Origin of the sequence: Pseudoxanthomonas sp. UC19_8, assembly GCF_042700505.1 — a bacterium.
GTDB classification, from domain to species: Bacteria; Pseudomonadota; Gammaproteobacteria; order Xanthomonadales; family Xanthomonadaceae; genus Pseudoxanthomonas_A; species Pseudoxanthomonas_A winnipegensis.
Genome location: NZ_CP170559.1, coordinates 1824830 through 1847651 on the forward strand (window position 1 = coordinate 1824830; position 22822 = coordinate 1847651).

Annotated in this window: 21 protein-coding genes, 1 tRNA gene and 1 pseudogene; 11 read left to right on the plus strand and 12 right to left on the minus strand. The window is 68.8% G+C overall.

The window, feature by feature from the left end; genetic code table 11:
* Positions 1–47: 47 nt before the first annotated feature.
* The 9 genes from ACFJIT_RS07905 to uraD all read left to right on the plus strand — a co-directional run bounded on the left by ACFJIT_RS07905 (position 48) and on the right by uraD (position 8623).
* Positions 48–977 (plus strand): hypothetical protein, encoded by a 930-nt coding sequence (locus ACFJIT_RS07905; RefSeq protein ID WP_379655514.1) that lies wholly within the window; start codon positions 48–50, stop codon positions 975–977.
* A gap of 143 nt (positions 978–1120) precedes the next feature.
* Positions 1121–2548: an XVIPCD domain-containing protein gene (locus tag ACFJIT_RS07910; RefSeq protein WP_379655515.1), complete on the plus strand. Its 1428-nt coding sequence runs from the start codon at positions 1121–1123 to the stop codon at positions 2546–2548.
* Between the two features lie 3 nt (positions 2549–2551).
* Positions 2552–3364, plus strand: a complete 813-nt coding sequence (locus ACFJIT_RS07915; RefSeq protein WP_379655516.1) for a hypothetical protein — start codon at positions 2552–2554, stop codon at positions 3362–3364.
* 185 nt (positions 3365–3549) lie between these two features.
* Entirely contained in the window at positions 3550–4902 is a 1353-nt protein-coding gene (locus ACFJIT_RS07920) for a nucleobase:cation symporter-2 family protein (protein ID WP_379655517.1), read from the plus strand.
* The gene (locus ACFJIT_RS07925) at positions 4902–5402 is read left to right on the plus strand and encodes a GNAT family N-acetyltransferase (protein WP_379655518.1); all 501 of its coding nucleotides are present in this window, start codon (positions 4902–4904) and stop codon (positions 5400–5402) included. The genes ACFJIT_RS07920 and ACFJIT_RS07925 overlap by 1 nt, the downstream gene beginning before the upstream one ends.
* A gap of 108 nt (positions 5403–5510) precedes the next feature.
* On the plus strand, positions 5511–6380 hold the full coding sequence (gene hchA / locus ACFJIT_RS07930; RefSeq protein ID WP_379655519.1) for a glyoxalase III HchA: 870 nt from the start codon (positions 5511–5513) through the stop codon (positions 6378–6380).
* Positions 6377–7105, plus strand: coding sequence for a PA1136 family autoinducer-binding transcriptional regulator (locus ACFJIT_RS07935; RefSeq protein WP_379655520.1), 729 nt, complete (start codon positions 6377–6379; stop codon positions 7103–7105). The genes hchA and ACFJIT_RS07935 overlap by 4 nt, the downstream gene beginning before the upstream one ends.
* A 73-nt stretch (positions 7106–7178) precedes the next feature.
* Positions 7179–8117 (plus strand): allantoinase PuuE, encoded by a 939-nt coding sequence (gene puuE / locus ACFJIT_RS07940; RefSeq protein ID WP_379655521.1) that lies wholly within the window; start codon positions 7179–7181, stop codon positions 8115–8117.
* On the plus strand, positions 8114–8623 hold the full coding sequence (gene uraD, locus ACFJIT_RS07945; RefSeq protein ID WP_379655522.1) for a 2-oxo-4-hydroxy-4-carboxy-5-ureidoimidazoline decarboxylase: 510 nt from the start codon (positions 8114–8116) through the stop codon (positions 8621–8623). Before puuE ends, uraD begins: the two co-directional genes overlap by 4 nt.
* Positions 8624–9237: 614 nt before the next feature.
* On the opposite strand, the gene ACFJIT_RS07950 is transcribed toward uraD, so the two are convergent.
* The 10 genes and pseudogenes from ACFJIT_RS07950 to ACFJIT_RS07995 all read right to left on the minus strand — a co-directional run bounded on the left by ACFJIT_RS07950 (position 9238) and on the right by ACFJIT_RS07995 (position 18371).
* Positions 9238–10149 (minus strand): hypothetical protein, encoded by a 912-nt coding sequence (locus tag ACFJIT_RS07950; RefSeq protein WP_379655523.1) that lies wholly within the window; start codon positions 10147–10149, stop codon positions 9238–9240.
* Between the two features lie 609 nt (positions 10150–10758).
* Positions 10759–11442 carry a bifunctional phosphoribosyl-AMP cyclohydrolase/phosphoribosyl-ATP diphosphatase HisIE gene (gene hisIE / locus ACFJIT_RS07955; protein ID WP_379655524.1) on the minus strand — a complete coding sequence of 228 codons (684 nt, stop codon included), beginning with the start codon at positions 11440–11442 and terminating at the stop codon, positions 10759–10761.
* A gap of 26 nt (positions 11443–11468) precedes the next feature.
* A pseudogene (hisF, locus tag ACFJIT_RS07960) lies at positions 11469–12246 on the minus strand (imidazole glycerol phosphate synthase subunit HisF).
* A complete protein-coding gene (gene hisA / locus ACFJIT_RS07965) occupies positions 12240–12998 on the minus strand; it encodes a 1-(5-phosphoribosyl)-5-[(5-phosphoribosylamino)methylideneamino]imidazole-4-carboxamide isomerase (RefSeq protein ID WP_131660026.1) in 759 nt (252 codons plus the stop codon). Before hisA ends, hisF begins: the two are co-directional and overlap by 7 nt.
* A gap of 23 nt (positions 12999–13021) precedes the next feature.
* Positions 13022–13624, minus strand: coding sequence for an imidazole glycerol phosphate synthase subunit HisH (gene hisH / locus ACFJIT_RS07970; protein WP_379655525.1), 603 nt, complete (start codon positions 13622–13624; stop codon positions 13022–13024).
* Positions 13621–14697: a bifunctional histidinol-phosphatase/imidazoleglycerol-phosphate dehydratase HisB gene (hisB, locus tag ACFJIT_RS07975; RefSeq protein ID WP_379655526.1), complete on the minus strand. Its 1077-nt coding sequence runs from the start codon at positions 14695–14697 to the stop codon at positions 13621–13623. Before hisB ends, hisH begins: the two co-directional genes overlap by 4 nt.
* Positions 14694–15797, minus strand: a complete 1104-nt coding sequence (gene hisC / locus ACFJIT_RS07980) for a histidinol-phosphate transaminase (protein ID WP_379655527.1) — start codon at positions 15795–15797, stop codon at positions 14694–14696. The genes hisB and hisC overlap by 4 nt, the downstream gene beginning before the upstream one ends.
* Positions 15794–17125: a histidinol dehydrogenase gene (gene hisD, locus ACFJIT_RS07985; protein ID WP_379655528.1), complete on the minus strand. Its 1332-nt coding sequence runs from the start codon at positions 17123–17125 to the stop codon at positions 15794–15796. Before hisD ends, hisC begins: the two co-directional genes overlap by 4 nt.
* Positions 17122–18036: an ATP phosphoribosyltransferase gene (gene hisG, locus ACFJIT_RS07990; protein WP_130522397.1), complete on the minus strand. Its 915-nt coding sequence runs from the start codon at positions 18034–18036 to the stop codon at positions 17122–17124. The genes hisD and hisG overlap by 4 nt, the downstream gene beginning before the upstream one ends.
* 11 nt (positions 18037–18047) lie before the next feature.
* Entirely contained in the window at positions 18048–18371 is a 324-nt protein-coding gene (locus tag ACFJIT_RS07995) for a YerC/YecD family TrpR-related protein (protein WP_130519675.1), read from the minus strand.
* A 156-nt stretch (positions 18372–18527) separates the two neighbouring features.
* On the opposite strand from ACFJIT_RS07995, the gene ACFJIT_RS08000 reads away from it, so the two are divergent.
* The gene (locus ACFJIT_RS08000) at positions 18528–19742 is read left to right on the plus strand and encodes a hypothetical protein (protein WP_379655529.1); all 1215 of its coding nucleotides are present in this window, start codon (positions 18528–18530) and stop codon (positions 19740–19742) included.
* Between the two features lie 440 nt (positions 19743–20182).
* On the opposite strand, the gene hisS is transcribed toward ACFJIT_RS08000, so the two are convergent.
* Complete coding sequence (hisS, locus tag ACFJIT_RS08005; RefSeq protein ID WP_379655530.1) at positions 20183–21565, minus strand: histidine--tRNA ligase; 1383 nt, start codon at positions 21563–21565, stop codon at positions 20183–20185.
* A gap of 153 nt (positions 21566–21718) precedes the next feature.
* Between hisS and ACFJIT_RS08010 the strand changes: the two genes are divergently transcribed.
* Positions 21719–21795, plus strand: a tRNA-Pro gene (locus ACFJIT_RS08010).
* 110 nt (positions 21796–21905) lie between these two features.
* On the opposite strand, the gene ACFJIT_RS08015 is transcribed toward ACFJIT_RS08010, so the two are convergent.
* Complete coding sequence (locus tag ACFJIT_RS08015) at positions 21906–22778, minus strand: LysR family transcriptional regulator (RefSeq protein ID WP_379655531.1); 873 nt, start codon at positions 22776–22778, stop codon at positions 21906–21908.
* Positions 22779–22822: the final 44 nt, after the last annotated feature.

The following is a 22822-nucleotide window of genomic DNA, read 5'->3' on the forward strand; positions in this document are numbered from 1 at the left end:
TTGACCGCAGATCTCGCGCACGGGCCACCATAATCAGAATGCAGGGCATGGAAAATAAAATACCGCTTAAATCTGCACTGCATCATTGGTGGCCAGCATGCGTTTCAAAGCACTGGGAAGGAGAGGATGGCAAGGTGGGATGGCTTAAGCCCGATGGCACCCATTTGCGCTTGGCTTCCCACAGGTTGGGAGCGATCGGCAACGGGCATCTCATCAAGCTTGGGCACGGCGGCGCTCCAAGTCATTGGGACGAGAGCTTCGAATCTGAATTCGATGACGCTGACACCCATTTCCCAACGTTCATTGACTGGCTGGAGCAGCTGCCGAGAGAGGAGCTTGGTGCCTCTGCTGGACTACGCGATAGATACATGCCTGTTGAGACAACCGAACAGGAGCTTCTGAGAGCCGTTGAGTGTGTTGTCTCCCTTGCTGTCCGCAGCCCCATGAATCGGGAGGCGTCAGTCTCTCTGGCTGAAAGGCTCAGAGGCGGATCACTGCCGCGCCCGGAACGTGAGGCACTTATGGGCCTTAATATAAGGCGTCAGCAGAAATTAATCGTCAATGATATCGGCACTCGCGCAAAATTCGTTGTTATGTTCTCGCCGAACAAGGAGTTTTTGTTCGGCGATGGCTTCTACCACAACGTCTCGTATGCGCGTCCGCCGCTCACGACCGTCGAGATACTTGCTCCCATCACGCCATGGATCAGCGTATTGATCTGCCGGCACAGGCAGTACATGAAGAATCCTCAACTTACGAGCATTGTATTGACTGATGCGGAAATTGACGGCCTTAACCTAGCGATCCAAGTGTATTCAAGGAACGCCATCTACTTCCGGAATGCTTTACCAATACCACATGAAGCTTATCTTACAGGCCAGCATCGTAAGTTCGCCGACACGGACAATGCTGTTTCCTATCTGATTCATGGCACTCCTGGAATTCCCGCTCTTGGACATTCGCTCTTTGGCCTGTAGACCGTCGGACGCGAAAGCAGGGTCACAGTGCCGCTTCTGAACAAAGCAGAGGCCTACCCTGCTGCAACTGGCATAGAGTGCAGCCTCTATCGCGGTCATGTAGGCTGGAATCCGATGTCTCACCGGCGATCAAGGAATGCGCCATGCCAGAAATGGATATCAGTGCCTCGGCCGATGAAGTCGTCGCCCTCCTGCGACAAGATCAGGCCCGTCAGGCGGCCGCCCGGCTCGCGGAGCTGCGGCAAGGTCAAGCGACCGTCGTGCAGGAATCGCTTGATCGATATGTTGCCGCGCGTGCCAGGGAACAGCTGAGCGGCTTGCGCCAACCCGGCGCGGTTGCCGCCGCGGACAGCTCCGCTGTGCGCCCCATGTTGGACAGGCTCGCCGCGGCAGACAGGCCGCCCAGGATGCCGGAGCGTGAGGAAACGAGCGCCTTGTCCCAAGCGCAACAGCACGATGTCTACGGCAGCATCGTTGCGGTGCGCGGTGACTCAGCGGCACGCGATGCCCTGTCCACGACCGATCGCGTCATTCTCGGACTGCGTCACGAGGACAGAACCACCGAGAAACGAGGCCAGGGCGTCTACAACGATCGCATCGTGGTGCTCTGGACCGATGCCCAGGGCGGAAAGCATGCGAGGGAGTACAACGACGCTACAACCGAACCTACTGCCCAATACGACGGACACGCCAAGACCAAGCCCCCCAGTCCCGGCTTCGGCGACGTCAGGACGCGGACGAAGACCGAAGGCGGGGATGTCAACGGCGACCGCGTCAAGGACATGGGCAGGCTCGCGGAGGGCACCACGGAAATGCAGGCAACGACCCACCCTTACCATGGACATGCCGACGAATTTGCGCTTCGCCCCTCTGCGGCCGCGCTGACCGCCGGCGCGAACCGCGTCGAGCGCGACAGCAATGGCGATGGCTGGTTCGATGCCCGGGATACCCATGGTGTCCAGGATCTCAACGATACCTTCAAGATCCATCGCGGCAGTTCGCGCAATACCGATTCGGCCGGTTGCCAGACCATTGGCGGAGGGCGATACAACGACTTCGTCCAGACCGTGCGCGCGGAGCCGGGCCAGGACCGCTGGCAGTATGTGCTGACGTCCGTAGCGCCGGGCCAACCTCGCACGCTTGATCCAGGTGTGCAGGTCGATCCTGCCAATGACCCAAGACATGCCCAGCACAGCGACCACGCCATGCAGCAGCAGATCAGCACACGCCTGCGGGCCATGGGAGGTCGGTACGCGCAGCACGCCGAGGATTACAGCCTGCTGATGCTGCACGAAGCCAAGGCCGGCGGCATCACGCGCGTGGACGATCTGGTGGCCAGCAACGCTACGGGCACGCGCGCGGCCGGCGAAACGCTGTTCCTGGTGCAGGGCCGCCCTGGCGATCCAGGGGCGCTGCGCGTGGGGGTCAATGCCGCTGAGCTCCAGCAGACCGCTGTGGACACGAGCCTGCGACTGCTCCAGCAGCAGACGCGGGAACAAGCCGTCGATGCTCCCACCCAGCACACTCCCGCGCAGCAGCAGCAGGATGCGCCTGCCCTAGGTGGCCGCTGACCGATGAAAACGAGAACGCACATTCATCTCGACATGACGGCAGTGGTTGCGATGTGTATCGCGTGCGCATGCGCACCGGCTGGCAAGCCACAGACCAAGGGCGCGACGGACCCGGCACCGGCAGCAGCCGCACCGAACGCTCCTGTCACAACGCAAGGGTCTTCCAAGGACACGGGACTACCGCCGTTGCCAGAGGCCTCGGGGAGTTCCCGGGAAGGCGGAACCTACACAACGCTGCCGCCTGTCGCGAAGCAGGTGCTGCAAGGGCTAGGCTGCCGGGTCGAAGATTCCGCGAAAGTGCAGCTCTTTGCGATCCCCGGCGCTGGAAAGGACAGCGACTTCCTGGTCACGGACAAGAGCGGACCAGACTTCCACTACTGGATGCGCGCCTTCCACAGTGCCGGCGATACGACAGGCTATCTGGTGCAGTTGAACGGCTGTCCGGCCAGCACGGTTGGCATGCGCGCCTACGTGGTCAAGGGAACCTCGGCACCCGAGGACGTCACCGCTGCGCTCGCGGCCAAGGTCGAGGGCATCACCCCCAAGTACACCGATCAAGGTGTGGGCGAGCTGTTTGCGCTGACGCTGCAGTTGGACAAGGTTCCCGTTGTGCGCTGGATCGCGGAAGCCGATCCGGATCGCAAGCTCGTCGAGGACGCACGCACGTTCGACCATGGGAATTTCGTCCACGGTGGATTCTTGGTCTGGCAGAAGGATCGCTTCGAGGTCCTGCAGAAAGTGCCCGCTGCGCTTTGGCCATGCGACGACAGCCAGCTTTTCCCCTGCGGCGCGGATCCGTTCGTGATCGGGCGCTGAGCGGAAGTTCGACAAGCCCTGGCAAGGCCTTCCACTGCAATCGAATCGTGGCCGAAGTGCGCGTCTCGGCACCGAGATCCCACGTCTCGACGATGAAGAAGCTCAAGCGATCCTGGCCCACCGGAGGATTGTGCGCCGCACCACCTGCAGGCTAAGTTCAGCGCTCGCCCCCATCGAGCCTGCCGATGTCCCGCGCCCTGCCCTCGCTTTCGCCGATCGATGCCGTGCCGCCGGCGGGGCCGCTGTGGCTGCTGGCGATCCAGCATGTGCTGGTGATGTATGCCGGGGCGGTGGCGGTGCCGTTGATCGTGGCCGGGGCGCTGCATCTGTCGCGCGAGGACACGGCCTTCCTGGTGAGTGCGGACCTGTTCTGCTGCGGGCTGGCGACGCTGGTGCAGTCGCTGGGGCTCGGCGGCTTCGGCATCGGCCTGCCGGTGGTGATGGCGGCCACCTTCGCCAGCGTGGGGCCGATGATCGCCATCGGCGGCAATCCGGCGCTGGGCCTGCCCTATGTGTTCGGCGCCAACCTGGTCGCCGGGGTGGTCGGCATCCTGGCCGCGCCGCTGATCGGGCGGCTGCTGCGTCTGTTCCCGCCGGTGGTCACCGGCACGGTCATCACCGTGATCGGGCTGACCCTGGTCGGGGTGGCGGTGAACTGGGCCGCCGGCGGCGTGGGCGCGGCCGACTACGGCGCGCCGATCAATCTGGGCCTGGCCGCGGTGGTGCTGCTGGGCGTGCTGGCGCTGCTGCGGCATGGGCGCGGTTTCGTCGCCAATATCGGCGTGCTGCTGGGGCTGGCCGGCGGCATGGTGGTGGCCGCCCTGGCCGGGCGCGTGGATGTGAGCGGCCTGCGCGAGGCGGCGTGGCTGGCGCCGGTGCTGCCGTTCCATTTCGGCGCGCCCAAATTCGAGCTGTGGTCCTGCGTGACCATGTGCGTGGTGTTGTTCATCGTGTTCGTCGAGTCCACCGGCATGTTCCTGGCGCTGGGCGACATCGTGCAGCGCCCGGTGGATCGCCCGGCGCTGGTGCGCGGGCTGCGCGTGGACGGGCTGGCCACGCTGCTGGGCGGGGTGTTCAACGCCTTCCCCGATACCTCGTACTCGCAGAACATCGGCCTGGTGGCGCTGACCAACGTGCGCAGCCGGTGGGTGTGCGTGCTGGCCGGGGCGATCCTGATCGTGCTGGGGCTGGTGCCCAAGCTGGCGGTGCTGGTGGCCTCGGTGCCGCCGGCGGTGCTGGGCGGCGCGGGGCTGGTGATGTTCGGCATGGTCACCGCCAACGGCATCCGCGTGCTGGGGCTGGTGGACTTCCAGGGGCGCCGGCACAACCTGCTGATCGTCGCGGTCGGCGTGGGCCTGGCGATGGCGCCGGTGGCCGCGCCGACGGTGTTCGACCAGTTGCCCAAGGCGCTGGCGCCGCTGCTGCACAGTGGCATCGCCCTGGCCACGCTGGCCTGCGTGGCGCTGAACCTCTGGTTCAACGGCCTGGGCGGCGCGCGATCCTCCGAACCGCTGTCGCCCGAGCCGCCGCACGCCTGATGCCCGCCCCTGCGATCCGCCCCTGGCAGCCGGCCGACCGCGATGCGGTGGGCGCGCTGATCGTCGGCATCCAGCGCGGCGAGTTCGGCCTGGACATCGACCTGGCCGCGCAGCCGGACCTGATCGATGTGGAAGGCTTCTACGGCCAGGGCCAAGGCGGCTTCTGGGTCGCCGAGGACGCGGGCCGGATCGTGGGCTGCATCGGCCTGCGCGACATCGGCGAGGGCGAGGCCGCGCTGCGCAAGATGTTCGTGACGGCCAGCCATCGCGGCCACGCGCATGGCGTGGCGCCGCGCCTGCTGGCCACGCTGCTGGCGCATGCGCATGCGCAGGCCAGCGCGCTGCGCGCGATCTATCTGGGCACCACCGACCGCTTCCTCGCCGCGCACCGCTTCTACGAGAAGCATGGCTTCGCGCCGATCGCGCGCGAGGCGCTGCCGCCGCGCTTTCCGCTGATGGCGGTGGACTCGCGCTTCTACGTGCGTCGTCTGGATCGCTGAGACGCGCGCGTGCGCTCGACGCGACGTTAGGGGAAAACCCGCATTGCCGCGCCCCTGTCACGGTCCTAGCCTGACACTCCATCGATTCGACCGAACCTGGAGCACGCCATGACCGAGCAGAACGACCGCGCGCCCGCGCCCGACGCAGCCGAGCACGACGCCTTTTTCCCCTCGCCCTATTCGCTGTCGCAATACACCTCGCCGAAGACCGATTTCGACGGCGCCGACTATCCCGACGCCTACACCGGCGGCAAGTGGAAGATGTTGATGATCGCCACCCAGGAGCGCTATCTGCTGATGGGCAACGGCAAGTTCTTCTCCACCGGCAACCATCCGGTCGAGACGCTGCTGCCGATGCTGCACCTGGACAAGGCCGGCTTCGAAATCGAGGTCGCCACGATCTCCGGCGATCCGGTGAAGCTGGAGCACTGGGCGTTCCCGCATCAGGACGAGGCGGTCAAGGCGACCTATGCCAAGTATCTGCAGCGCTTCAGGACGCCGAAGAAGCTCTCCGACCTGGTCGACGATCTGGAGGGCGGCCACTATCTGGGCGTGTTCATCCCGGGCGGCCATGGCGCGCTCAACGGGCTGCCCTTCAGCAAGGAGGTCGGCAAGGCGCTGGAGTGGGCGATGGCCAACGAGCGCTACGTCATCAGCCTGTGTCACGGCCCGGCCGGGCTGCTGGCCGCGGGCCTGGGCAAGGAGGCGGCCGATTTCCCGTTCCGCGGCTATGAGATGTGCGTGTTCCCGGACAGTCTGGATGCCGGCGCCAACGTCGAGATCGGCTATCTGCCCGGCGCGATGCCCTGGCTGCTGGGCGAACGCCTGACCCAGGCCGGCGTCAAGATCGTCAACGCCGACATGTCGGGCATGGTCCATCGCGACCGGCGCGTACTGACCGGCGATAGCCCGCTGGCCGCCAACGAGCTTGGCAAGCTCGCGGCGCGCACGCTGCTGAACGACGTGGCACGGCGATGAGCGAGGGCGCGGCGCAGGCGGCGTTCGATGCGACGCTGGCGATGGAGGCCAGCACCGCGCTGCCTGCGCTGCAGGCGGGATTCGGCCACTTCGCCGCGACGCTGGGCTATGACCGGGTCGTGGTGTTCGCCGCGTCGATGGCGCAGGAAGACCTGCTCGAGCGGATCTACTGGATTCATGGCGACTGGTTCGGCACGGGCACGCAGGTCGATGCGGAGACCTATGTGCGCCACTGCCCGGTGACGCGGCACGTGGTGCGGGCGAGCATGCCGTTCTTCTGGACCAAGACCCAGGCGCCCACCGGAGAGCGCTACCGCGTGGTGCGCGTGCCACGCGGGCCGGGGGTGCACGGGCTGCAGATCCCGGTCTTCGGGCCGCTCGGACTGGAAGGCGCGCTTAGCCTGGGCGGCGCACGCATCGACGCCTCGGCGCAAGCCAGACTGTCGCTGGCGATGGTCGGCACCGCCGCGTTCCGCACCGCGCGTCGCTTGCTGGAAGCCCCCGAAGCCGCCGCGCCCAGTTCGCTCAGCGCCCGCGAGCGCGAGATCCTGTCCTGGACCGCCGCCGGCCGTCGCCAGGCCGACATCGCCGCGACGCTGGGCTTGTCGGCGCGCACGATTGAGCACCACCTGCGCCGCATCCGCAAGCGACTGGGGGCCAGCACCACCGCGCAGGCCATCCGCATCGCGCTGCGTCACGGTGATCTGGAAGGACCAGAGCCGTAGCGGCCCCCATGCGTTGTGCCACCGCGGCCTTGTTCCTACAGTGCAAGCCTTCCAACGCTCCACGAGTGCCGCGATGTCCGATACCAGCTCCGACTATCCCCGCGACCTGATCGGCTACGGCCGCCATGCGCCGCATGCCGACTGGCCGGGCGGCGCGCGGATCGCGGTGCAGTTCGTGCTCAATTACGAGGAAGGCGGCGAGAACAACGTCCTGCACGGCGATGCCGGCTCGGAGCAGTTCCTCAGCGAGATCGTCGGCGCGGCCTCGTATCCGGCGCGGCACATGAGCATGGAGTCGATCTACGAATACGGCTCGCGGGTGGGCGTGTGGCGGATCCTGCGCGAGTTCGAACGGCGCGGCCTGCCGCTGACGGTGTTCGGCGTGGCCATGGCGATGGCGCGCCACCCCGAGGCTACCGCGGCCTTCGTCGAGCTGGGCCATGAAGTGGCCAGCCACGGCTGGCGCTGGATCCACTACCAAGACATGGACCCGGCCACCGAGCGCGAACACCTGCAGCGCGCGGTCGAGCTGCACACGCGGCTGACCGGCAGTGCGCCGCTGGGCTGGTACACCGGGCGCGACAGCCCCAACACGCGGCGGCTGGTGGTCGAGCACGGCGGCTTTGCCTACGACGCGGACTACTACGGCGACGAACTGCCGTTCTGGACCCAGGTCGAGACCACGGACGGCGCGCGCAAGCCGCATCTGGTGGTGCCCTACACGCTGGACGCCAACGACATGCGCTTCGCCACCCCGCAGGGCTTCAACACCGCCACGCAGTTCTTCGACTACCTGCGCGACAGCTTCGACGTGCTCTACGCCGAGGGCGAGGACGCGCCGAAGATGCTCTCGGTGGGCATGCACTGCCGGCTGCTGGGGCGGCCGGGGCGCTTGATCGCACTGCAGCGCTTCCTGGATCACATCGCCAAGCACGACAAAGTGTGGGTGTGCCGGCGCATCGACATCGCGCGCCACTGGCAGCAGCGGCATCCGTTCGTGGTGGCCGCATGATCGCCCTGGCCGAACTCAACGCCTTGCCGCGCGATGCCTTCATCGGCGCGCTGGCGGGCATCTTCGAACACTCGCCGTGGGTGCCGGCCGGCGCTGCGGCGACACGGCCCTACCCCTCGCGCGAGGCGCTGCATGCGGCGATGTGCCAGGTGGTGGGCGAGGCCGGCGTCGAGGCGCAGCTCGGCCTGATCCGCGCCCATCCCGAGCTGGCCGGCAAGGCCGCCATCGCCGGCGAGCTCACCGCGCATTCGGCCAGCGAGCAGCGCGGCGCCGGCCTGGATCAGTGCACGCCCGCCGAGTACGCCGAGCTGGTGGAGCTCAACCGCCGCTATCGCGAACGACACGGTTTTCCCTTCATCCTGGCCGTGCGCGGCCACACGCGCGCCAGCATCATCGCCGCGCTGCGCGAGCGCGTGGAGCAGCCGACCGAGGCGGAGATCGCCACCTGCCTGGAACAGATCGAGAAGATCGCCAGGCTGCGCCTGGACGATCTGGTGGTCGCTTGATGGCTTGAAGCGATGCTTGCTCCCTGTAGAGCGGAGCTTGCTCCGTTGGGGCCTTCCCCACGAGCCGGCCGAAGAGCAGCGGAGCAAGCTCCGCTCTACAGACGGGCGGGCGCTAGAGTTGAGGAAACAGGTGTTCCCACCCCAACGAGCGACTTGAATAAAAGGGCCGCCTTCCCTGGCAGCCAACCCCACTCAGAACCCCAGATCGGTCAGTAAACGCTTGGTGTAGGCCAGTATGCCCGGGCCGGTGTAGGAATTGCAGATCGGCGAGGCGTAATCCGACGGCGTCGCACACGGCGTATCGCGATCCAGCGACCAGTGGTGGACACCGGCCAGGCCGTTCTGCGCGGCATACAGCGCCACGGTGTCGACGTCGGCGAGGGTGAAGATCTCGTCGGCCGTATCGTTGCGACCCAGCATCGGCGTCACCTCGATGTGCTGCGGCGCGATGCCGTAGGTGTGGCGCAGGTTCTCCACGGCCTTGATGGTCGAGGCCCCCATGTCGCACAGCCCACCGCTCTTGAGCACGCAGTTGGACGCCTGGGCGCGACCGAAGTCCATCACCATCAGGTTGATCGTGTAGTGCTGCAGGCCGGAGGCCAGCACCGCCTGGATCACCTGGTTGCCGAGCGCGTTGACGCCGCCGTAGCTGCCGTCGGACGCGGCCAGCGTGGCCAGGGTGAAGGAGAAGCGGATGCCGGGATACTGGCTCTCGACCACCTTGGCCGCGGCCACCAGCGCATCGGTCTGGCCTGGGTCTGGCCGCCTTCGATGTCGAAGTCCACGCCGATCATGTGCGGGGTGTAGTAGCGGGCGATGAAGTTGGCCAGGCCCGTCGCGCTGCCGCAGGTGAAGGTGCCCGAGGCGCCGCCGGTGGAGACGATGTAGTTCACGCCGGCATTGTTGAGCACCGGGATATTGGCGTTCTTGAAGGCATCGGCCGACACGCCGCCCCAGGTCTCGCTGCCGCAGGTGCCGGTCGCGAAGGCCAGCGTCACCGCCTGCAGGTTCGGCACCTGCGTGGAGATCAGGCTGCCCGCGCCCGCCACCGGCAAGGCGGTGCCGGTGACCTTGGACTGCATCACGTTGGTGTTCCAGTTGAGGTTGATCGTGACGTCCTTGTAGGGACTGAACACGAAGCTGGGATAGGTCGGGTTGGTCGGCGTCCCGCCACCGCCCCCACCACCACCTCCCCCGCCGCCGCCTCCACCACCGCCGCCACCGCCGGTGGACGAACAGGCGCCTTGCGAGGTCCAGGGCTGGCCCGACCCGGCACCTCCGTTATGGGTGGTCGGGTCGTCGCCCTGGGTCCACCAGTTGGCCACGTAGTTGATGCCGCTCTTGCTGGCGGTATTGCCGCCGGTATAGACGGACGAGGCGCTCCATGCCGCCGCGCATGCGGTCTGGGCCTGCGCCGACTGCATCGGGACGAAGGTAACGACGGCCGCCGAGGCCAGCGATCCGAGGATGCCGGTGGTGGCGCTTGCACTGATCAACGACCACAACGTCGATTTGCGGGTGGACATCATGTCTCTCTCCAGTGGATGGCGCGGTTGCTTGAAACCCCGCCTGGGCGTTGTTGGCCCGCCTCCCCCTGATGGCAGGCGCCAGCTGCGACTGCGGCATATGGCGTTTTTGACATCTGCCGCAAACCGACCGTGCTTTGCCGAAGACAACGTTGTCAACGGATGATGTTCGGTTCTGTGGCCGCAGTCGCAATGGCTTCTTCGCGCGCGCTGATGATGGAAATTTGGCCTGCGGGTGACGCTCGCTTGTCGAAATCAGGCCATGGAATTGCATCGCCACGTCATGCGTTGGCCGCTGCACGCATTGGGCGAAGCCAGGGCGAAACAACGTATCGGTCCGCTCCCGCCGCGCGTCGGGACAGCGGTCACGCCGACCGCGTCGCCGCAGGACTTCCGGGCCTCGCAGGCATTGCGACAGCTATGCCCCGGAGCTGATCGGCGCGTGTTGTCGCGGCGGCGCCTGCCGTGTCCGTTGCAGACAAGCGGCGATGTCGTGCGCCGTTGTCCGATCGCGGACAAGCGCACGTCGTGCTGGCAACGTTTTCTCGGCGCGTTGCACCCGCGATGAAGATGCGGCTTGCTGCGCTGCGTCGCGTGAGGAACCGGTTTCTAACCGGCGTGGCGCTGCCGCAACACCGCGACCGCGTCGGCCAGCGACAGGCCGCGGGCCCGCAACAGGACGGTGAGGTGATAGAGCAGATCGGCGCTCTCGCCGAGCAGTTCGGCATCGCCCTGGGCGACGCCGGCCAGCGCGGTTTCCACGCCCTCCTCTCCCACCTTCTGCGCGATGCGGCGAGTGCCGCCCTCGAACAGGCGCGTGGTGTAGCTGCCTTCCGGGCGCTGCGCGTGGCGCTGGGCGATCAGCGCATCGAGCTCCCCCAGGAACCCGATATCCGTGGGAGCCGCCATGGCGGCGATGGGGCTTCCCCGGGAAGGCCCATTCGCCGCCGTGGCGGCTCCCACGCCCACCGCAGCCGGCGCTTCGGCAAAGCAGCTGGGCCGCTGCAGGTGGCAGGTGTGCCCGTGCGGGCGCGCCAGCACCAGCAGCGTGTCGTTGTCGCAGTCGGCCTGGATGTCGACCAGGTCCAGGAAGTGCCCGGAGGTCTCGCCCTTGGTCCACAGGCGCTGCTTGCTGCGGCTGAAGAAGGTGACGTGGCCGCACGCGCGCGTGACCCGCAGGGCTTCTTCATTCATGTAGCCCAGCATCAGCACGCGCAGCGTGTCGGCGTCCTGCACCACGGCGGGCAGCAGGCCCTCGCCCTTGGCCCAGTCCAGTGTGTCGGTCGTACCCATCGGTTCGGAATCCATTGGAAGGCCGCTCACGCGGCCGGGCGCACGGCGATGCCGGCATCGGCCAGCGTGCGCTTGAGGTCGGGGATGGCGATGGCGCCGCTGTGGAACACGCTGGCGGCCAGCGCCGCGTCCACATCGGCGTCCTGGAACGCAGCGACGAAGTGCTCCGGCGCGCCGGCACCGCCCGAGGCGACCAGCGGCACATGGCACAGCGCGCGCGCGGCCTTGAGCTGTTCGATGTCGTAGCCGCGGCGCACGCCGTCGCTGTCCATGCAGTTGAGCACGATCTCGCCGGCGCCCAGGGTCCTGGGCCTGCACGATCCAGTCCAGCGTGCGCAGGCCCTCGGCGCGGGTCTTGCTCGGGTCGCCCGTGTAGCTGCGCACCCGCCACTGCCCGTCCGCCTCGCGCACCGAATCGATGCCCACCACTACGCACTGCACGCCGAAGGCCGTGGCCAGCTCGCCGATCAGCGCCGGTCGTTCCAGCGCCGGGGTGTTGATCGAGACCTTGTCCGCGCCGGCATGCAGCACCGCGCGCGCGGTCTCCACGCTGCGGATGCCGCCGGCCACGCAGAACGGGATGTCGAGCAGGCGCGAGACCTTCTCCACCCAGCCGTAATCGACCGAACGCCCTTCTGGGCTGGCGCCGATGTCGTAGAACACCAGTTCGTCGGCACCGGCGTCGCGATAGCGCAGCGCCAGTTCGGCGATATCGCCCATGTCAATGTGGTCGCGGAATTTCACGCCCTTGACCACGCGTCCGCCGCGCACGTCCAGGCAGGGCACGATGCGCCGGCTCAGCATGAGGCGGCCTCCGCGAAGGCCTGTTCCAGCGTGAAGCGGCCTTCCAGCAGCGCGCGGCCCAGCACGATGCCGCCGCAGCCGGCAAGCTTGGCCTCGCGCACGTCGCCGACCGCATGCACGCCCCCGGAGGCCTGCACCTGCACGCCGGGCAGCAGCGCGACCAGATGCCGGTAAAGGGCGAAGTTGGGGCCGCTCAGCATGCCGTCGCGGGCGATATCGGTGCACAGCAGCTGCTGCAGGCCGGCGTCGGCATAGCGCACGGCGAGTTCGTCCAAGGCCACGCCCGAGCCCTCGGTCCAGCCGTGGATCGGCAGCTGCCACACGCCCGCCGCGTCCTGGCGCGCGTCCAGCGCCACGGTGATGCGCTCGGGGCCGAACTCGGCCAGCCAGCTCAGCACCTCAAGCGGGGCGCGCACCGCCAGCGAGCCGATCACCACGCGCGTCGCGCCCGCCTCCAGCAGCGCGAGCACATCGCTGCGCCCGCGCACGCCGCCGCCGGTCTGCACCTGCAGGCCGGTGGTCTGGCGCAGCGCCCGCAGCAGCGGCGCCAGGGTGTAGCCGCCGGCGCGCGCCGCATCCAGATCGACCAGATGCAGCCAGCGCGCGCCCTGGTCGGCGTAGCCTCTCGCGGCGGCCAAGGGGTCGTCGCCGTAGGTGGTTTCGCGGTCGTAGTCGCCCTGGGCCAGGCGCACCACGCGCCCGCCGCGCACATCGATGGCGGGATAGAGCTGGAAGGAAGAGTCGGAGGTCATGAGCCAAGGTGCGGGCGCGGGCATCAGGCCAGGCCGTATTCGATGAAGTTATGCAGCAGGCGCGCGCCGGTGGCGGCCGAGCGCTCGGGGTGGAACTGCGCGCCGGCCACGCGGCCGCGCTGCACCACCGCCGCGAAGGCCTGGCCGTGCGTGGTCGTGCTCAGGCAGTCCTCGCCGACCGGCGCAGCGTAGCTGTGCACGAAATAGGCCTGGTCCTGCGCACCGATGCCCGCGGTCAGCGAGGCCGCGCGCGTCGGGGTGAGCGTGTTCCAGCCCATGTGCGGCACGCGGATGCCGTCGGCCACGGGCAGCTTGCCGACGCGGCCGGCCAGCAGGCCCAGGCACGGGGTGTCGTCCTCTTCGGAATGTTCGAACAGCACCTGCATGCCCACGCACACGCCCAGCAGCGGCGCCTCCAGCGAGCGGAGGGTGTCGATCAGGTCGAGTTCGTGCAGCCGCGCCATCACCTGCGCCGCCGCGCCGACGCCGGGCAGGATCACCCGCTGCGCGCTGCGGATCACCTGCGCATCGGTGGTCAGCTGCGCCTCCACGCCCAGCCGGCCCAGCGCATAGCGCACCGAGCCGATGTTGGCGCCGCCGGCATCGATCAGGGCCAGCGTGGTCACAGCGCCCCCTTGGTCGAGGGCAGCTCGGAGCCTTCGCGCCGGATCGCCTGGCGCAGCGCGCGCGCCAGCGCCTTGAAGCAGCCCTCGACCTGGTGGTGGTCGTTGTCGCCGCGCACCTGCAGGTTGAGGTTGAGCCCGGCCGCATCGCACAGCGAGCGGAAGAAATGCGGCACCAGCTCGGTCGGCATGTCGCCCACGCGCTCGCGCTTGAACGCACCGTCGAACACCAGGTACGGCCGCCCGGAGAAGTCCAGCGCCGCGCTGACCAGGCATTCGTCCATCGGCAGGGTGAAGCCGTAGCGGCCGATGCCGCGCTTGTCGCCCAGCGCCTGCTTCAAGGCCTCGCCCAGCGCCAGCGCGGTGTCCTCGATGGTGTGGTGCTCGTCGATGTGCAGATCGCCGGTGGTCTGGATCTGCAGCGCGAAGCCGCCGTGCTTGCCGATCTGCTCGAGCATGTGGTCGAAGAACGGCAGGCCGGTGTGGATCTTCGGCTCGGCCACCTTGTCCAGGTCGAGCTCGACCAGGATGTCGGTCTCCTTGGTCTTGCGCCGCACACGCGCCGTGCGCGGCTTGTCGGCCAGCGCATGGGCGATGCCGGCCCAGTCCCATTCCCCGCCGAACTGCGGGGTCTTGAGCTGGAAGCCGCGGATGCCCAGGTTCTCGGCGAAGCGGATGTCGGTCTCGCGATCGCCGACCATGGCCGAGCCGTCCAGGTCGATGCCGCGATCGCGCAGGTAGTGCATCACCAGGCCCAGGCCGGGCTTGCGCGTGGGCGCGTTGTCGGCCGGCCAGCTGCAGTCCACCAGCACCTCGCGGAAGGCGATGCCCTGGCTTTCGAAGATCTGCAGCATCAGATCGTTGGGGCCGTCGAAACGTTCGCGCGGATAGCCTTCGCTACCCAGCCCGTCCTGGTTGGTGACGATGACGAACTGGAAGCCGGCATCGCGCAGCTTCAGCAGCGCCGGGATCACGCCCTTGACGAAGCGCAGCTTCTCGTAGGCGTCGATCTGGAAGTCGGCCGGCTCCTCGATCAGGGTGCCGTCGCGGTCGACAAAGAGGATCTTCTGGCTCATGCGGCCACCGCCTGCGCATTGAGCGCGGCCAGGACGCGGGCGTTCTGCTCGGGCGCGCCGATGGTGATGCGCAGCGCATCGCCCAGCTGCGGCGCGGCGCGCTGGTCGCGCACCACGATGCCGGCGGCCAGCAGCGCGCCGAACGCGCCTTGCGCATCGTCGAAGCGCACCAGAAGGAAGTTGGCGTCGGAAGCGTACACGTGGCGCACGCCGGGCAGGACCGACAGCGCCGCGGCCAGCCGCGCGCGTTCCTCGATCACCGTGGCGATGCGCGCGCGCGTGGCCGCCAGGGCGGCCGGCGACAGCCCGGCCACGGCCAGCTCGGCGCACGGCGTGGGCACCGGATACGGCGCCTGGCAGGCGCGCAGCACGGCCACCAGGCGCGCATCGGCGATCACCACGCCCACGCGCGCGGCGGCCAGGGCGTGGGCCTTGGACAGCGTGCGCAGCACGGCCACTTCCGGATAGCGCGCACGCAGGGTCAGTGCCGAGGGCACTTCCGAGAACTCGCCGTAGGCCTCATCGACCACCACCAGGGCGCGGCCCTGCAGGCGCTGCAGCAGCGCTTCGATCTCGGCCAGCGGGATCGAAGCGCCGGTCGGGTTGGCCGGCGAGCACAGGAACACGAGCTTGGCGCCCTGCTCCAGCACCGCCTGCGCGATCGCGTCGAAATCCGGCGCGAAGCCGTCAGGCCCGTCGACCAGCGGCGCCTCGATCAGCCGCGCATCCTGCAGGCGCGCGCTGACCGCGTACATGCCGAACACCGGCGGGGTGACGACCACCGCATCGCGCCCCGCCACGCACAGCGTGCGCACCAGCAGATCGATGGCCTCGTCGCTGCCGCGCCCGATCAGCAGTTCCTCCGGCGCACAGCCGTACAGGCCGGACAGCGCGGCCTTCAGCGCGGCCGGCTGCGGATCGGGATAGCGGCGCGAGGTCGCGCTGGCGTCGGCCGGATTGCTCCAGGCGCTCTCGTTGGCGTTGAGCCAGACATCGCCGCGCAGGGCTTCGGTGCGGGCGGACTTGTAGCCGCTAAAATCCCGCAGGTCCGGGCGGACCAGGTCGAGCGGATCGCGGGGCGTCGGATCGGGGGCGCTCATCGGGCCGCCTCCGCCAGGCGCAGGCGCACGGCGTTGGCGTGGGCCTCCAGGCTCTCGGCCTCGGCCAAGATCACCGCGGAGGGTCCGATCGCCAGGATGCCCGCGGCACTGGCCGACTGCACGCTGACGAAGTTCTGGAAGCTGGCCACGGACACGCCGCTGTAGGCGCGCGCCGCACCGCTGGTGGGCAGCACGTGGTTGGTGCCGCTGCAGTAATCGCCCAGCGCCTCGGGCGTGTAATCGCCCAGGAACACCGAACCGGCCGCCTCGACCCTGGGCAGCCACACGCGCGGTTCGCGCAGGGCCAGGATCAGGTGCTCGGGCGCGTAGCGGTTGCTGATGGCGAAGGCCTCCTCCAGCGTCCGCACCTGGACCAGGCGCGAGGCCGACAGCGCGCGGCGCGCGATGTCCGCCCGCGGCAGCGCGGCCAGCTGCGTGGCCAGCGCGGCCTCGACGCGATCCAGCAGGCCGGCGTCGTCGGACAGCAGCAGCACCTGCGAATCCGGGCCGTGCTCGGCCTGCGACAGCAGATCGGCGGCGACGAAGTCGGCATTGGCGCCGGCATCGGCGATCACCAGCACCTCCGACGGGCCGGCCGGCATGTCGATGGCGGCCGCACCGCTCTGCGCGACCTGCTGCTTGGCCTCGGTGACGTAGCTGTTGCCCGGGCCGAACAGCTTGTCGCAGGCCGGCACCGGCCCGGCGCCGTAGGCCATCGCGGCGATGGCCTGGGCGCCGCCGAGCACGAAGACCCGGTTCACACCGGTCAGGCGCGCGGCGACCAGCACGGCCGGATCGGCGGTGCCGTCCTTGCGCGGCGGCGTGCACAGCACCACCTCGCGGCAGCCGGCCAGCTGGGCAGGCACGCCGAGCATCAGCGCGGTCGAGGGCAGCGGCGCGCTGCCGGCCGGCACATACAGGCCGACCCGGCCGATCGGGCGGATCACGCGTTCGCAGACCACGCCCGGCGCGGTCTCCACCGCATACGGCTGGGCCATGCCGGCCTTGTGGAAGGCGGTGATGCGCGCGGCGGCCTCGACCATGGCCTGCTTCAGCGCCGGGTCGATGGCGGCTTCGGCAGCGGCGAATTGGTCCTCGCCGACCTCGAAGGAGGCCGGCGCGGCGCCGTCGAAGCGCTGGGTGATCGCGCGCAGCGCGTCGAGCCCGCCGCTGCGCACTTCTTCGATCAGCGCGGCGACGGTGCGGCGGGTCTGCTCGGCCACGGTCTGCGCCGGGCGCTCCAGGGTCTGCGCCTGGGCCCGGGCATCCAGCGCGTTCCAAACGATGCGCTGTGCGTTGGGGGATTCGGGGCGGAGATTCGCGTTCATGCCAGCGAGCGCTCCACCGACAGCACCATCAGGCCGCGCGCGCCGGCGCGTTCGAGTTCCTCCAGCTGCTGCCAGCTGATGGCCGTGTGGCACATGGTCTGCAGCGAGATACCTTCGGCGTGTTCGCCCGGCAGCTGCACCAGCGGCTCGGCATCGGCCAGCAGGCGGCTTAGCGCGGGCACGGTGTCGGGCGCGGCGCGGAACATCAGCAGCTTGCTGTCCTTGAGCTTGAGCACGCCGTCCATGCGCCGCAGCAGCATCGCCGACAGGTCGGCGCGCGCATCGTTGAAGCCGCGCACCGGCCCGGCCAGCACGGCCTCGCTTTCCAGCAGGGTCTCCACCGGCTTGAGCTGGTTGGCCTTCAGCGTCGCGCCGCTGGAGACCAGGTCGCAGATCAGGTCGGCGGTATCGAGCTTGGGCGCGATCTCGACCGAACCGGACAGCTCGACTACCGCGGCCTCCACGCCGCGCGCGGACAGCCACTGGCGCAGGATCGCCGGATAGCTGGTGGCGATACGCAGGCCCTGCAGCTGCTGCGCGCCCTGCCATTCCCAGCTCTCGGGGATGGCCAGCATCAGCCGGCAGCCGCCGAAGCCCAGCGGACGCACCTCGCGATACGCGGGCGACAGGCCGATCTCCAGGCGCGCATTGGCCTGCTCGTCCAGCTCGTTGCGGCCGACGATGCCGTAGTCGCATACCCCATCGGCGATCAGGCCGGGGATGTCGTCGTCGCGCACCAGCAGCAGGTCCACGGGCAGGGATTCGCCGTAGCAGAACAGCTTGTCGCGGCTCTCGCGCCAGCTCAGGCCGCAGGCGGCCAGCAGACTGCGCGCCGGGTCGGCCAGGCGGCCGGATTTCTGGATGGCGATGCGCAGACGGTCGCGCGTCGCGTTGGCAACGATGGGAGGCATGGCAGAGAACTTCAGTGAGAGGCGGTGGTGCGCGACTGCTGGCGGCGCAGGGCGGCGGCATAGCCGCCGGTGCCGGTTTCCAGCGTGCGCGCCACGCGCCCGATGGTGGTGACGCTGACCTCGGTCAGCTCGTGGATCTCGCGGTAGGGCACGCCCTTGAGCAGCAGCGGCACCACGCGCCAGCGATCGGCCATGGCCTCCAGCTCGGCGGGCGTGCACAGATCGACCAGGAACGCGCGCACTTCCTCCGGCTTGGTCAGACCCGCCAGCGCGCGCGCCAGCGACTGCTGGGCCAGGCTGGTGGTCTTCTCGTCGGTCTCGGTGCGGCGCTTCATGGATGTCTCAATGTATTAACGCGCTATCACATTAGCACATTCACACGGATCAGGACAACCCGCCGCCCGGCCGGGCGATGAACCCCCTCCCCGGCCGCGCTAGGATCTGGCCCGGGAACCCGGCCCACCCGGCCGATTCGCGACAAGGAGTCCGCCATGCCCGTCCTTCGCTCCGCCGCCCTTGCCGCCGCGCTGGTGGCCGGCGTCCTGTGCAGTCTCGGGGCATCCGCCCACATGCCCGAGCCCAGCGTAGCGGCTGCGCCCGAGGCACCGGCGGACGTGCGGCCGCCTCTGGACAGCCGCGCCAAGCTCGATGCCTGGCTCAGGGCCAACCGGGGCAAACCCAGCCCGCTGGACGCGTTCAGCGCCGGTGGCCGGCAACGCTTCCTGGCGGGGCTGGGGTACGGGGAACGCGGTGTCGTGTCCCTGCCCTTCGAGGACCTGACCTGGGAGCTGGATCAGGCGCAGGCCCAGGCCGTGCTCGCCCTCCTCGGCCTGGGCGACGACCCGATCGCCACGACGCTCAGGACCGATCCCGTCCCGCCCGCATGGCGCGGCGACCGGAAGGCCCCGAGCGACATCGATCGGCGCTACACGCAGTACATCGCGCTGACCGGCGCCGTGGCGGAAGGCGATGCGTCGACGCGCGCGCGGCACATGGACGCCCTTTATCGCCAACTGTTTCCCAAGACGCTGGTCGAGCAGGCCGATAAGCTGACCGATCCAGACCTCCTGCTGCTCGCCCGCGCCGCGGCCAACGCCGCCGGGAGCGGCAGCGATCAGTCGGCGACCCAGGATCTGCTCGCGCTGCTGGTCCTGCTCGAGCAGCGCGGGATGGAACGCGGCGCGTTGATTCAGGATACGCAGCGCGCCCTGCTGGCCTCAGGGAAGCTCGACGATGCACGCGCGCTGACCGCGCAGCATCCCGCCATCGCCTTGGCCTCGATCCCCGCCGTCGGCACGCCCGCCGATGCCCTGCCCACCGGCCCGCGTTGGTGGCGCCTGTCCGCCGATGCGACCCGCATGGACGCCGAATCCGCCGACCTGGCCCAGACGCAGATCCTGTCCTCGCCGGCTGCCACTTCTCCGTGGATGCGGCGCAGGACATCGCGGCCGATCCCGAACTGGGCCCGGTCTTCGCCAGGCATGCGCATTGGCTCGGCCAGCCACCGGGCGTGGAAGACCTCGACGCCTGGAAGGCCTGGAATGCGAGGTTCCCAGGCACACCGATGTACCTCATCACCCAGCGCAGCGACTGGACGCTCTTGCCCGCCTGGCGCATGCCGACCTATGCCATCGTCCGGGACGGCAAGGTCGTGGACCAGGCCAGCGGCGCGTTCCGGAATGTCCCCGACAGACGCCTCGCCCTGATCGAGATGCTGCGCCGCCATGGGCTGATGCCGCCGGCGGGCAGCAAGGACTGATCGCACTTGATGCCCGATGCCTCTGTGGGAGCCGCCCTTGTGGCCTTTTCGGCCAATGGCGGCGATGAGGCTTTCCCGACAAGGCCTCATCCTGATGCTGACACTTCTTCGGTAGAGCCCTGTCGCCGCCATTGGCCGAGAAGGCCACAAGGGCGGCTCCCACCTGTAGAGCGGAGCTTGCTCCGCTGCGTTTCGACCGGATCATCGGCAAGCCCCAGCGGAGCAAGCTCCGCTCTACAAGGAGGCTGCGGCTTGACCTGAGAGACGGTTGCTCCCACCGAGCGCTCCACTTCGCTAAAGAAGAAGGGCGCCGATGGCGCCCTCTTCTTGTTCCAGCTTCAGCCGATGCCGGCAACCAGCGCCGGCCTGGCCTAACGCAGTGCGCGATCAGCGTCCCGTCAGCGCGCTCACCTGCGCCAGTTCCACGCGCAGCGTAGTGGCCAGTTCCTCGCGCGGGACTTCGAACTGCAGCTCGCGCACCAGGTCCTTCACAGTGACCACGCCGCGGGCCAGTTCGTCCTCGCCGGCCAGGGCGACGAAGCGGATGCCGGCGCGCGAGGCGTACTGGAACTGCTTGCCGAGCTTCTTCGGCTCCATCTGCACTTCGGTGTTGATGCCGCCGGCGCGCAGGCGCTGGGCGATGTCCAGCGAATCGGGCAGCTGTGCCTCGTCCATCAGCGCCACCAGGGCCTGCACGCTGCTGACGTCGGCTTCCTGGATGAGCCCGGCTTCGCGCAGCTGCCAGAACAGGCGCGTCAGCCCGATCGAGATGCCCACGCCGGGCAGCTTGGATTTGCTGTAGTGGCTGGCCAGGTTCTCGTAGCGTCCGCCCGAGCAGATCGAGCCGATCTGCGGATAGGCGTCCAGTTGGGTCTCGTAGACCGTGCCGGTGTAGTAGTCCAGGCCGCGGGCGATGGAGAAATTCAGGCAGTACGCGCTTTCCGGCACGCCCAGCGCCTTGACCAGGCTCAGCACCTCGCGCAGCTCGGCGATGCCCTCGTTGAACACCGCGCTGCCCTGCCCCAGGCGCTCCAGCTGCGCCAGCGCATCGTCGTGGCCGGTGGAGCGCACGGCGACGAAGGCCAGGATCTGTTCGACCACCTCACCCGGCAGGCCGAAGCCTTCGCCGGTCAGCGTCTCGCGCACGTAGTCGGCGCCGCGCTTGTCCAGCTTGTCGACCTCGCGCAGGACCAGCATCTGCGCCTGGCCATCGGCCACGCCCAGGTTCTCGAAGAAGCCGCGCATCAGCTTGCGGTTGTTGAGCTGCACGGTGAACGCGCCGATCTGCAGCTCGGAGAAGACCGCGTGGATCACCGCCAGCACCTCGGCATCGAAGCGGATGCTCAGCTCGTCCTTGCCGATCACGTCGATGTCGCACTGGTAGAACTCGCGGAACCGGCCGCGCTGGGCGCGCTCGCCGCGATACACGCGCTGCATCTGGTAGCGCCGGAACGGGAAGGCCAGCTCGTGCTCGTGCTCGGCCACGTAGCGCGCCAGCGGCACCGTCAGGTCAAAGCGCAGCGCCAGCTCGGGCAGACCCTCGTTGGCCTGGGCCAGCGCGCCGGTGGACTGGGCGAAATACACCTGCCGCTCGGTCTCGCCGCCGGATTTGGTCAGCAGCACCTCGGACAGCTCGAACACCGGCGTCTCCACCGGCAGGAAGCCGAAGCGCTCGTAGTTGCGGCGGATCGTGTCCAGCATGCGCTGGAAGGCGATCTGGTCACGGGGCAGCAGCTCCATGACGCCAGGCGGCGTGCGCGGCTTGATCAAGCGGGTGACTCCGGCGGAACGTGGGGCCGCATATTCTATGCGCCGGCGCGGCTCGCGGCAGCGCCCGCCACGCGCGAAACCCCCATCGATGCAGATCGATGCACATCCCCTCTTGCCGACCCGCCCGCCTTTGCCTAGAATGCGCGGCTCCTTCGGGGTGTAGCTCAGTCTGGTAGAGCGCTACGTTCGGGACGTAGAGGTCGCAGGTTCGAATCCTGTCTCCCCGACCATTTGCAAGTGGTCTTGATCAAGCCGCCCATGAGGCGGTTTTTTCATGTCTGGCCTCAGCCAAGGTGTGCGCGCCGCATGCGCATCGATCGACAAGCGACGCGCGCGGCCGTCAGACCGCAGGTCCGTTCCGGATCAGGTCGGCCAGTGCGGCAACCGCCTGCGAGGCGGCGGCCTCGCTGCTTCCTTTCCACAGCTTGAGCGGAATGGCGCGCCGGCTGCCGGCGCCCAGGGTCAGCGGCACCAGCGCGCCGGTGGCCAGATCCTCGTGAATCAGGTCGGTTGGCAGCCAGCCGAAGCACAGGCCGCGTCGAACGGCGTCGGCTGCGCCTTCTACGGTGTTCATCAGCCAGACGCGCTGATTCGGCGGCCGCACCGACTCGAACTGCGCGCCGCGGATCTCGGCCAGCACATGCCTGAGCCGCTGCCTGCCCGGCGCGCGCGCCTTGGCGAGCGGATGGCCCGGCGCGGCGACGGCGAGCAGTTCGACGCTGACGATGGTCGCGTCCCCGATCTGGTCGCCCGGCGTCGGCAGCACGGCCACTTCGTGGCGGGCCAGCAGGTCCTCATCCGGCCACTGGCGGACGGTCTGCACCAGATGGATGTCGATGCCGGGATGGCGCGCGGTGAAGGCCGCCAGGGCATCGAACAAACGCGCGCGCGGGAACAGCACATCCACCAGCAGGCGCACGCGCACGGGCTCGCCACCGGCGATGCCGCGGCCCCGACGCTCGACTTGCTCCAGCGCGTCGATCAGCGGGGTGGCTTCGGCCAGCAGCGCCTCGCCCGCGGGCGTGAGCACGGCACGGCGCCCCTCCAGCGTCAGCAGGTCCACGCCGAGGGCCTCGCGCAAGCGCGCCACGGCGTAGCTCACCGAGGACTGGCTGCGGTTGAGCGCCACGGCGGCCGCGGCGAAGCCGCCCTCGCGCACGATCGCGCGCAGCACGGCCCATTGCTCGAGCGTCGAACGGGGCATGGCGGTCATGGCACTGATCCTATCGGATTAATCGATCTTTTTGCGCCGAAATC

Bases quoted from the DNA above. Each gene is read 5' to 3' on its own strand.
- ACFJIT_RS07905 (WP_379655514.1), top strand. From the start codon at position 48: ATGGAAAATAAAATACCGCTTAAATCTGCACTGCATCATTGGTGGCCA.
- ACFJIT_RS07910 (WP_379655515.1), top strand. From the start codon at position 1,121: ATGCCAGAAATGGATATCAGTGCCTCGGCCGATGAAGTCGTCGCCCTC.
- ACFJIT_RS07915 (WP_379655516.1), top strand. From the start codon at position 2,552: ATGAAAACGAGAACGCACATTCATCTCGACATGACGGCAGTGGTTGCG.
- ACFJIT_RS07920 (WP_379655517.1), top strand. From the start codon at position 3,550: ATGTCCCGCGCCCTGCCCTCGCTTTCGCCGATCGATGCCGTGCCGCCG.
- ACFJIT_RS07925 (WP_379655518.1), top strand. From the start codon at position 4,902: ATGCCCGCCCCTGCGATCCGCCCCTGGCAGCCGGCCGACCGCGATGCG.
- hchA (WP_379655519.1), top strand. From the start codon at position 5,511: ATGACCGAGCAGAACGACCGCGCGCCCGCGCCCGACGCAGCCGAGCAC.
- ACFJIT_RS07935 (WP_379655520.1), top strand. From the start codon at position 6,377: ATGAGCGAGGGCGCGGCGCAGGCGGCGTTCGATGCGACGCTGGCGATG.
- puuE (WP_379655521.1), top strand. From the start codon at position 7,179: ATGTCCGATACCAGCTCCGACTATCCCCGCGACCTGATCGGCTACGGC.
- uraD (WP_379655522.1), top strand. From the start codon at position 8,114: ATGATCGCCCTGGCCGAACTCAACGCCTTGCCGCGCGATGCCTTCATC.
- ACFJIT_RS07950 (WP_379655523.1), bottom strand. From the start codon at position 10,149: ATGTCCACCCGCAAATCGACGTTGTGGTCGTTGATCAGTGCAAGCGCC.
- hisIE (WP_379655524.1), bottom strand. From the start codon at position 11,442: ATGGGTACGACCGACACACTGGACTGGGCCAAGGGCGAGGGCCTGCTG.
- hisA (WP_131660026.1), bottom strand. From the start codon at position 12,998: ATGACCTCCGACTCTTCCTTCCAGCTCTATCCCGCCATCGATGTGCGC.
- hisB (WP_379655526.1), bottom strand. From the start codon at position 14,697: ATGAGCCAGAAGATCCTCTTTGTCGACCGCGACGGCACCCTGATCGAG.
- hisC (WP_379655527.1), bottom strand. From the start codon at position 15,797: ATGAGCGCCCCCGATCCGACGCCCCGCGATCCGCTCGACCTGGTCCGC.
- hisD (WP_379655528.1), bottom strand. From the start codon at position 17,125: ATGAACGCGAATCTCCGCCCCGAATCCCCCAACGCACAGCGCATCGTT.
- hisG (WP_130522397.1), bottom strand. From the start codon at position 18,036: ATGCCTCCCATCGTTGCCAACGCGACGCGCGACCGTCTGCGCATCGCC.
- ACFJIT_RS07995 (WP_130519675.1), bottom strand. From the start codon at position 18,371: ATGAAGCGCCGCACCGAGACCGACGAGAAGACCACCAGCCTGGCCCAG.
- ACFJIT_RS08000 (WP_379655529.1), top strand. From the start codon at position 18,528: ATGCCCGTCCTTCGCTCCGCCGCCCTTGCCGCCGCGCTGGTGGCCGGC.
- ACFJIT_RS08015 (WP_379655531.1), bottom strand. From the start codon at position 22,778: ATGACCGCCATGCCCCGTTCGACGCTCGAGCAATGGGCCGTGCTGCGC.